6 protein-coding genes and 1 pseudogene are annotated in these 7438 nt (G+C 55.6%); 1 reads left to right on the plus strand and 6 read right to left on the minus strand.

Features of this window, described 5'->3' with window-relative positions; all coding sequences use genetic code 11:
• From MVK46_RS07805 to MVK46_RS07830, 6 genes and pseudogenes are all read right to left on the minus strand, one after another.
• Nucleotides 1–380, minus strand: a pseudogene (locus MVK46_RS07805) (SIS domain-containing protein); the annotation flags it as partial.
• A 1-nt stretch (nt 381) separates the two neighbouring features.
• Nucleotides 382–1347, minus strand: coding sequence for an ABC transporter ATP-binding protein (locus MVK46_RS07810; RefSeq protein WP_297536105.1), 966 nt, complete (start codon nt 1345–1347; stop codon nt 382–384).
• Nucleotides 1344–2315, minus strand: coding sequence for an ABC transporter ATP-binding protein (locus tag MVK46_RS07815; RefSeq protein WP_297536106.1), 972 nt, complete (start codon nt 2313–2315; stop codon nt 1344–1346). Before MVK46_RS07815 ends, MVK46_RS07810 begins: the two co-directional genes overlap by 4 nt.
• A 1-nt stretch (nt 2316) precedes the next feature.
• Nucleotides 2317–3249 (minus strand): ABC transporter permease, encoded by a 933-nt coding sequence (locus MVK46_RS07820; RefSeq protein WP_297536112.1) that lies wholly within the window; start codon nt 3247–3249, stop codon nt 2317–2319.
• A 2-nt stretch (nt 3250–3251) separates the two neighbouring features.
• Nucleotides 3252–4235, minus strand: coding sequence for an ABC transporter permease (locus MVK46_RS07825; RefSeq protein ID WP_297536107.1), 984 nt, complete (start codon nt 4233–4235; stop codon nt 3252–3254).
• Nucleotides 4236–4285: 50 nt separating this feature from the next.
• Nucleotides 4286–6127 (minus strand): ABC transporter substrate-binding protein, encoded by a 1842-nt coding sequence (locus MVK46_RS07830; protein ID WP_297536109.1) that lies wholly within the window; start codon nt 6125–6127, stop codon nt 4286–4288.
• A gap of 190 nt (nt 6128–6317) precedes the next feature.
• Between MVK46_RS07830 and MVK46_RS07835 the strand changes: the two genes are divergently transcribed.
• A partial coding sequence (locus MVK46_RS07835; protein WP_367182646.1) for a family 1 glycosylhydrolase occupies nt 6318–7438 on the plus strand: 1121 nt, incomplete at its 3' end.

The following is a 7438-nucleotide window of genomic DNA, read 5'->3' on the forward strand; positions in this document are numbered from 1 at the left end:
AGAGCGTAGTCCGCTTTCCTCGAAAGGGTGCTCTCATAAGCAGTGAGGGCAAGCGTTGGAACGTCGAGGACATTAAGGGCTTTGATTGCCTCCGTCGTTTCCCCAGAGCGCGAGATTGCCACGAGAAGCCCGGGGTTTTCTATGCTGTACCATTCGCGCGAGTACAGAAGTTCGGAGCAGGGGAGAGCCGCTCCCCTGCCCCCAAGGCGGGTAGTTGCCATGGCCAGCGGCTTTGAAAGGAAGTGCGAACTGCCGCAACCAGTGTAAACTATCTCCCTCGGCAGCAAGAAGTCGTGATTTACTATGAAATCCTCAAAGGCCCCCTGAGCCTTCATAATTCCCTCCGGGGTCTTCTTAATCTCCCTAATCGTCGAGTGCATATCATTCACCTCCGTAAAGATGGCAGGCCACCCAGTGGTTCCTCTCGACCTCGTGAAGGACCGGACGGACGTTGAAGCACTTCTCCTTTACCCTGGGACATCTCGGCGCGTAGCGGCAGCCCTGAATGGAGTAGACTGCTCCCTCTTCCTTCTCCGGCTCGATTCCCCTGAACTCCCACTTGACGTTCAAATCGGGGACGCTCTCGAGGAGCATCTGGGTGTACGGGTGAAGCGGGTTGTGGAAGACCCTCTCGGTGTCGCCCATCTCCACTATCGTCCCGCGATACATGATAATCGTCGTGTCGCTGATGTAGTAGCCCAGAGCCAAGTCGTGGGTGACGAAGAGAACGGACGTTCCATATTTGTCCCTGAAGTCGCCGAGTAAGTTTAGGACGTCAATCCTCGTTGATGCGTCGAGCATCGAAACCGCCTCGTCCGCAATGAGGAGCTTCGGCTTCAATAGCAAGGCCCTCGCTATGAGGATTCTCTGGAGCTGACCGCCGCTGAGCTGGTGGGGAAACTTCCCGAGAACCTCATCCGGGTTGAGGCCAACCTGGGTCAGCGCGTCGTTTATCAGTTTCTCCCTCTCCCCCTCATCGAGCCTGGGGAAGTAGGAATCAAAGACGAGGTGAAAAGACCTGTCAACGACGTGGAGGGGATTGAAGCTGGCAAAGGGGTCCTGAAAAACCGCCTGAACCTGACGGTAGTAGTTCCTCCTCAGTTCTCCCCTGCTGAACTTCAGAACGTCTTTACCCTCAAAGAGAATCCTCCCGCTCGTCGGCTGAATCAAACGAAGAATGAGCTTTCCTATCGTCGTCTTCCCGCTCCCGCTCTCACCGACGAGGGAAACTATCTCGCCCCTCCTCATGGTGAAGCTGACGTCGTCCACCGCCCGGATTTCAAAGCCACCGATTAGTCCGGACGTGAATACTTTCGTCAGGTGCTCGACCTTCAGGAGTTCGCTCATTGGTCCTCACCCCCGAGGAGATGACAGGCCGCGTAGTGCTCCTCTCCAACCTTCACGAGCTTCGGCTCTTCGCTTGGACACTTGTCGAGGGCGTAGGGACAGCGCGTGTAGAAGCGGCAACCCTTCGGCGGATTGAGTAAACTAATCGGGTATCCCGGGATTCCCCGGAGCTTCTGTTTTCTGTACTGGATTCCCATTCTGGGAAGCGAGCTGAGGAGAAGCTGCGTGTAGGGATGGCTGGGTTCGTTGATGACTTCCTCGGTTGGGCCTATCTCAACAACCTTGCCGGCGTATAGAATCATCATGCGGTCGGCTATCTTGTCGAGAAGAGCCAAATCGTGGGTGACGAAGATTATGGACTTGACTATCCCCTCTCTCATAAAGTGGTGGAGCAGCTCGATGACCACCCTCTGAGTCGTGACGTCCAGAGCGGAAGTAACCTCGTCCGCGATGAGCAGGTCCGGGTTGAGAAGTGTTGAGACCACCATCGTCGCCCTCTGTCTCATTCCGCCGCTAAGCTCGACGGGGTACATGTCGGCGACCTTCTCGCTGAGCTTCACCATCTTCAGCCTCTCGCGGAGGAGCCTCTCAACCTCCTCCCTGTCGGTGTGGCCGTGCTCCCTGGCTAAGTCCCAGACTATGTCTTTGATTTTCTTCGTCGGGTTGAGGGCGTTCATCGCGTACTGGGGAATTATCGAAAGCTCCGTGTAGCGGATTTTTCTGGACTCTTCCTTTGAAAGCCTCATCAAATCCCTTCCCTTGAAGAGGGCCTTTCCGCCCATGTGAACCATCGGAGGCTTCCTCAGTATCAAGGAGTGGACGAGCGTTGACTTCCCGCAACCGCTCTCGCCGGCTATACCGAAGACCTCACCTTCCCTAACCTCAAAGGAAACCCCGTCAACGGCCTTGACGTGCCCGAAAGGTGTCGCGTAGTAGATTTTAAGGTCTTCAACGGTCAGCATCGCCATCTCACTCCCTCCTGAGGCGCGGATTGAAGACCTCCTCCAGGCCTATGTTGATGAAGAACAGCGCCGTGATGATGAGGGTTATAATCAGCCCCGGCGGAATGAACCACCACCACCAGCCGAACTGGAGTGCGTTGTAGGCTATGGCCCTCTGAAGGATGTTTCCGAGCGAGACCATAGTGGTCGGTCCGAGGCCGATGAAGTCGAGGGTCGCGCTCGCGAGGATTGCACCGCTGAACTGGAGGATTCCGGCCATGAAGATGTAGGAGACCATGTTGGGCATTACCTCTGTGAAGATAATCCTGAGGTCGCTCAAACCGGCGAGCTTCGCTAAGTGCACGAACTCCCGGTTCTTGAGCGACAGGGTTTGGCTCCTCACGGCCCTCGCGACCCAGGGCCAGCCGGTGAGGCCTATTATGAGGGCCTGAATCCCGGGGGTTCTGGCGGAGAGGTAGGCCGCTATGAGAACCAGGAGAACTATTGAGGGTATAACGAGCATTATGTTGGTGAACATCATGAGAAGTTCGTCGGTCCATCCGCCCTTGTATCCCGCAACGAGTCCTATCGTTATTCCGAGAACCGTTCCTATCGCCGCCGCGAGCAGGGCTATCCAGAGGCTCGTCCTCAGACCGTAGACGAGCCTCGCGTAGAGGTCCTGGCCGTTGATGTTAGTCCCGAGTATGTGGAGGACCTCAACTTTCTTCCCTGTGTACGTTGTTATAACCTCGTGGCTCATTGGGGGCAGGGTTTTGCCGCCGTAGGAGGCTATCTTTATTCCACCAACGTTCTCGTAATAGAGGCCGTTCCAGGCAAACGGGGTAAAGAGGGGGCCGATTAGGGCGAATATCACGAAAAAGGCCAGAAGACCGAAGCCGAACTGGAACTTCCTGTTCCTGAAAGCGATTCTAACGAGTGCCAACCTGCTCTCCCTCGCCATCCTCAACCCTCCGTGTAGCTCGCCCTGACGCGCGGGTCTATGAAGGCGTAGACTATGTCAATCAGGAAGTTGGCCGCGAGGACAGAGATTACGACGATGAGGAAAGCTCCCTGGAGGAGGAAGTAGTCTTGGTTTAGAGCGGCGTTCATTATGAGCACGCCGATTCCGGGGTAGTTGAAGACTATCTCCGTCGCAATCGCCCCGGCCACCATCATTCCGAGCTGTAATGCAAGACCGGTCACCTGGGGCAGTATGGCGTTCCTGTAGGCGTGCTTCGTCATGAGCTTCTCGCTCGCGCCGAGTGCCTCCAGATAGCGGACGTAATCCGCTTCGAGCTCGTAGATTATCATGTTGCGCATTCCAATCGCCCAGCTACCAATCATGACGATGAACAGGCTCAGGAAGGGCAGAATCCAGTGGGAGAGGAAGCTCTTGATGAACGTCCAGGAGAGGCTCGGCACCAAATCCGGAGCGTAGGCGCCAGAATAGGGGAGCCAGCCGAGCTTAACACCAACAACGTAGACGAGAATCATCGCGAACCAAAAGTAGGGCATGCTCGCGAGGAAGTAAAAGAGGGGCATCGTGTACCTATCATACTTCTTGTTTTTACCCGCGATTGCACCGAGCCAGTTGCCAACGAGCCAGCTGAGGACTATCGCGGGGAGGAGAATCGCTATATCGTAGGGGAGGGCGTGCTTGATTATACTCGAGACGGGGGCGTTGTAGAGCATGCTGTAGCCGAGGTCGCCGTGAAAGAGGTTGACCCAGAAGTTGAGAAACTGCTTCCACATCGGCTGATTTAAGCCGTAGACCTCCTCGTAGAACTTGATGAGCTGGGAGCTGGCCGCACCCCCGCTCCTCGAAACCATGGCCTCGATTGGATTGCCGGGCATGAGCCTCGGAAGCAACCAGTTCAGGGTCACGGCGAAAACGAACGTAATGCCGTAGACAACTACCTTGCGAACCATATACCTTCTGAACCCCATTGCCAACCCTCCACTACTACGGCAACGCGGTTAAAAAGAAAAGGGAGAAATCACTTCCTCCTACGCCTCAAGAGCAAAGGTATCACGGCGAGACCCACTATTGCAGCAGGACCGCAGATGCTCTTTCCACTGCTCGTCGAGGTTGTTGAAGTCGGTGACGAGGTGGAGGTTGCGGCCGTCTGGGCCGTTGACGTCGTGGAGGAGCCGGCGGGCTTAACCCCGAGTAAAGCTAGGGCCGTTCCCCAGGTTCCGTACTTGGCCCAGAAAATCGGCACGCCGTAGGGGTTCTGAGCGTTCGGCCAGCCGGTCCAGTACTTGGTGTTGGCCTCGTAGAAGAGCGTCGCCATGTAAACGGGAACAGCCGGGACCTCCTTAAGCCATATCTCACTGAGCTGTTTTATGTACTGGGCCTCCTTGTTCGGGTCGGTGGTCTTGGCGAACTCGTCGAGTATCTGCTGGGCCTGCGGGTCGGTGAAGTTTCCAAAGTTCGCAACGCCGTCCTTGCTGAGGAGGGCGTTATAAACCGCGTAAGCCGTCGGCTGGAAGGTTCCGGCCCAGTGGAGACCGAGGTCAAAGTCTCCCTTGTGGTATTTGTCCATCATCGCTCCCCAGTCGTACTTGTCTATGACCACCTTGATTCCGATGGCCTTGAGCTGGTTCTGGATTATCTCGGCCGTGGAAATCCAGTCGGAACAGCCGGCGCAGGTGACAAGGTGGAGGACTATCTCCTTACCGTTGTAGGTTCTCCAGCCGTTTGAGTCCCTCTTCATACCGAGCTGGTCGAGTATCTTGTTTGCCTCCTCAACGTTCCCGTACTGCCAGCCGTATTCCTTTATGAGGCCCTGAAGGTCAATCTTGTCGGCCCACTTGCTGAGGAGGCCCGTCCCAAAGGGTATCTCCGACGGCATTCCTCCGATTGGACCGTTGGTGATTATCTGCTTCGGGTTTATCGCCATGGCTATGGCGCGCCTGAACTGCGGGTTGTCCATCGGGGGCTTCTTGGTGTTGAAGTAGAGCAGAACCGGGGCAACCGGCGGGAAGTAAGGCGGCTTGTCGAGCCAGCTGACGAGGTATGGATTCTCCTCCTTGGCCTTAACGATGTCTATGTAGTACGTTCCGACGTCGAGGTCGCCCTTGATGAACATGTTTGCGGCCTGGGCGTTGTCCTTAACGTAGAGCTGGATTATGTACTTGGGAGCAGGCTTTCCAAAGTACTTGATTCCCCACCAGTTGTCGTTTCTGATGAGTATCGACTTCTGTCCCTGAACGACCTCGTAGAGCTTGTAGGGACCCGAACCGACGAGGTACTTCTGCTCATCGCCGAGGAACGTCATCTTGGGTATCTCCTTGGGGTCGATGTTCTTGAATATGTGCTCTGGGATTATCAGAACTCCCTGACCCCAGCCGTAGAAGAGCTGGAGCTTCCAGAGCTGGTAGTTGGGGGTGCCACTGAATATGAAGTCAACGGTTCTGTTGTTCACGACTTTTATCTCCTTGAGCCCGAGCTTGCTCCAGTTCCTGAGACCAATCTCCTGATAGTACTCAAAGGAGAACTTCACGTCCTCGGCGGTGAGGGGCTTGCCGTCCTGCCATGTGAGACCCGGCCTGAGGACGACCTCAAAAACGTTGGGTTCCACCCACTTTCCGCTCTCCGCGAGCCACGGCTTCAGCTGTCCGGTCATGAAGTTCAGCATGAAGAGCGGCTCGAAAATGAGACCGTCGAGGCCTATGATGTTGCCCCCCTGAAACGGGTTTGCGTTCGTTGGAGGAGCGCTGTTCGCCGTATAGAGGGTTTCGTTTCTGGGGAACTCAGAAGCCGCGCTTACCGACGCAAGACCAAAGAGGCTTCCCAGCACAACGGCCACGAGGGCCACAGCCAGGTATCTTTTCATAGTTTCCCACCTCATTATAAATAATGTCAATTTTATAACAATCCCAAAATCTATATAAGCTTTTTGGTGAACACATCTGACCTTAAATGTGCATGTCTCGACGTCGAGACATTGGGGTTCACCCTCAAAAAACTATAAAAAAGATAAAAACCACAAATTTATACAAAGTTATAAACATGGGACGGTGTCAGTGATGTTCATCTGGGGTGTCGTTCAATCGGCCTTTCAGTTCGAGATGGGTGACCCTCTCAGACGGAACATCGACGCGAGGAGCGACTGGTGGCACTGGGTTCGCGACCCATTCAACATCAAGAACGACCTCGTGAGCGGTGATTTGCCCGAGGAGGGCATAAACAACTACGAGCTCTACGAGATAGACCATCGCCTAGCAAAGAACCTCGGGCTGAACGCCTACCAGCTCACCATCGAGTGGAGCAGAATCTTTCCCTGCCCTACCTGGGGGGTAGAAGTGAAGGTCGAAAGGGACTCCTACGGGCTGATAAGGCGCGTGAAGGTTCCGAAGGAAGCGCTTGAGGAGCTTGACCGTCTGGCGAACAGGAGGGAGGTTCTCCACTACCTAGCAGTCCTCAAGAACCTGAAGAAGCTCGGCTTCACGACCTTCGTCACGCTGAACCACCAGACGCTGCCGGTGTGGGTTCACGACCCGCTCTGGACGAGGAGCGACTTCGAGGGGAGCAGGGCGAGAGGCTGGGTTGACGAGAGGAACATAGTCGAGTTCGTCAAGTTCTCAGCCTACTCCGCCTGGAAGTTCTCTGAACTCGTTGACTTCTGGGCCACCTTCGACGAGCCGATGGTTACGGTCGAGCTCGGCTATCTGGCTCCCTACGTCGGCTGGCCCCCGGGAATCCTTAACCCGAAGGCGGCCAAGAAGGTCATCATCAACCAGATGGTGGCCCACGCGAGGGCCTACGACGCCATAAAGGAGCACACGAAGGCCTCTGTGGGAATAATCCTCAACATAATTCCAGCCTATCCGCTCAACCCCCACGACGCGAGGGACGTTAAAGCTGCTGAAAACTACGACTACTTCCACAACAGGCTCTTCCTTGAGGCCCTGAACAGGGGAAGGGTTGACCTGGAGCTCGACTGGAACCCCGTGAGGATTCCTCACCTTGAGAGGAACGACTGGGTCGGCAACAACTACTACACGAGGGAAGTCGTGAAGTGGACCGAGCCGCGCTTCGAGGAGCTTCCGATGGTTACTTTCGTCGGCGTAGAGGGCTACGGCTACTCCGGAAACCCGAACGGCGTTTCCCCGGACAACAACCCGACGAGCGACTTCGGCTGGGA

It is taken from the genome of Thermococcus sp., from assembly GCF_027066465.1.
GTDB lineage: Archaea > Methanobacteriota_B > Thermococci > Thermococcales > Thermococcaceae > Thermococcus.

Coding starts and splice junctions, on each gene's coding strand:
- MVK46_RS07810 (WP_297536105.1), bottom strand. CDS start 1,347: ATGAGCGAACTCCTGAAGGTCGAGCACCTGACGAAAGTATTCACGTCC.
- MVK46_RS07815 (WP_297536106.1), bottom strand. CDS start 2,315: ATGGCGATGCTGACCGTTGAAGACCTTAAAATCTACTACGCGACACCT.
- MVK46_RS07820 (WP_297536112.1), bottom strand. CDS start 3,249: ATGGCGAGGGAGAGCAGGTTGGCACTCGTTAGAATCGCTTTCAGGAAC.
- MVK46_RS07825 (WP_297536107.1), bottom strand. CDS start 4,235: ATGGGGTTCAGAAGGTATATGGTTCGCAAGGTAGTTGTCTACGGCATT.
- MVK46_RS07830 (WP_297536109.1), bottom strand. CDS start 6,127: ATGAAAAGATACCTGGCTGTGGCCCTCGTGGCCGTTGTGCTGGGAAGC.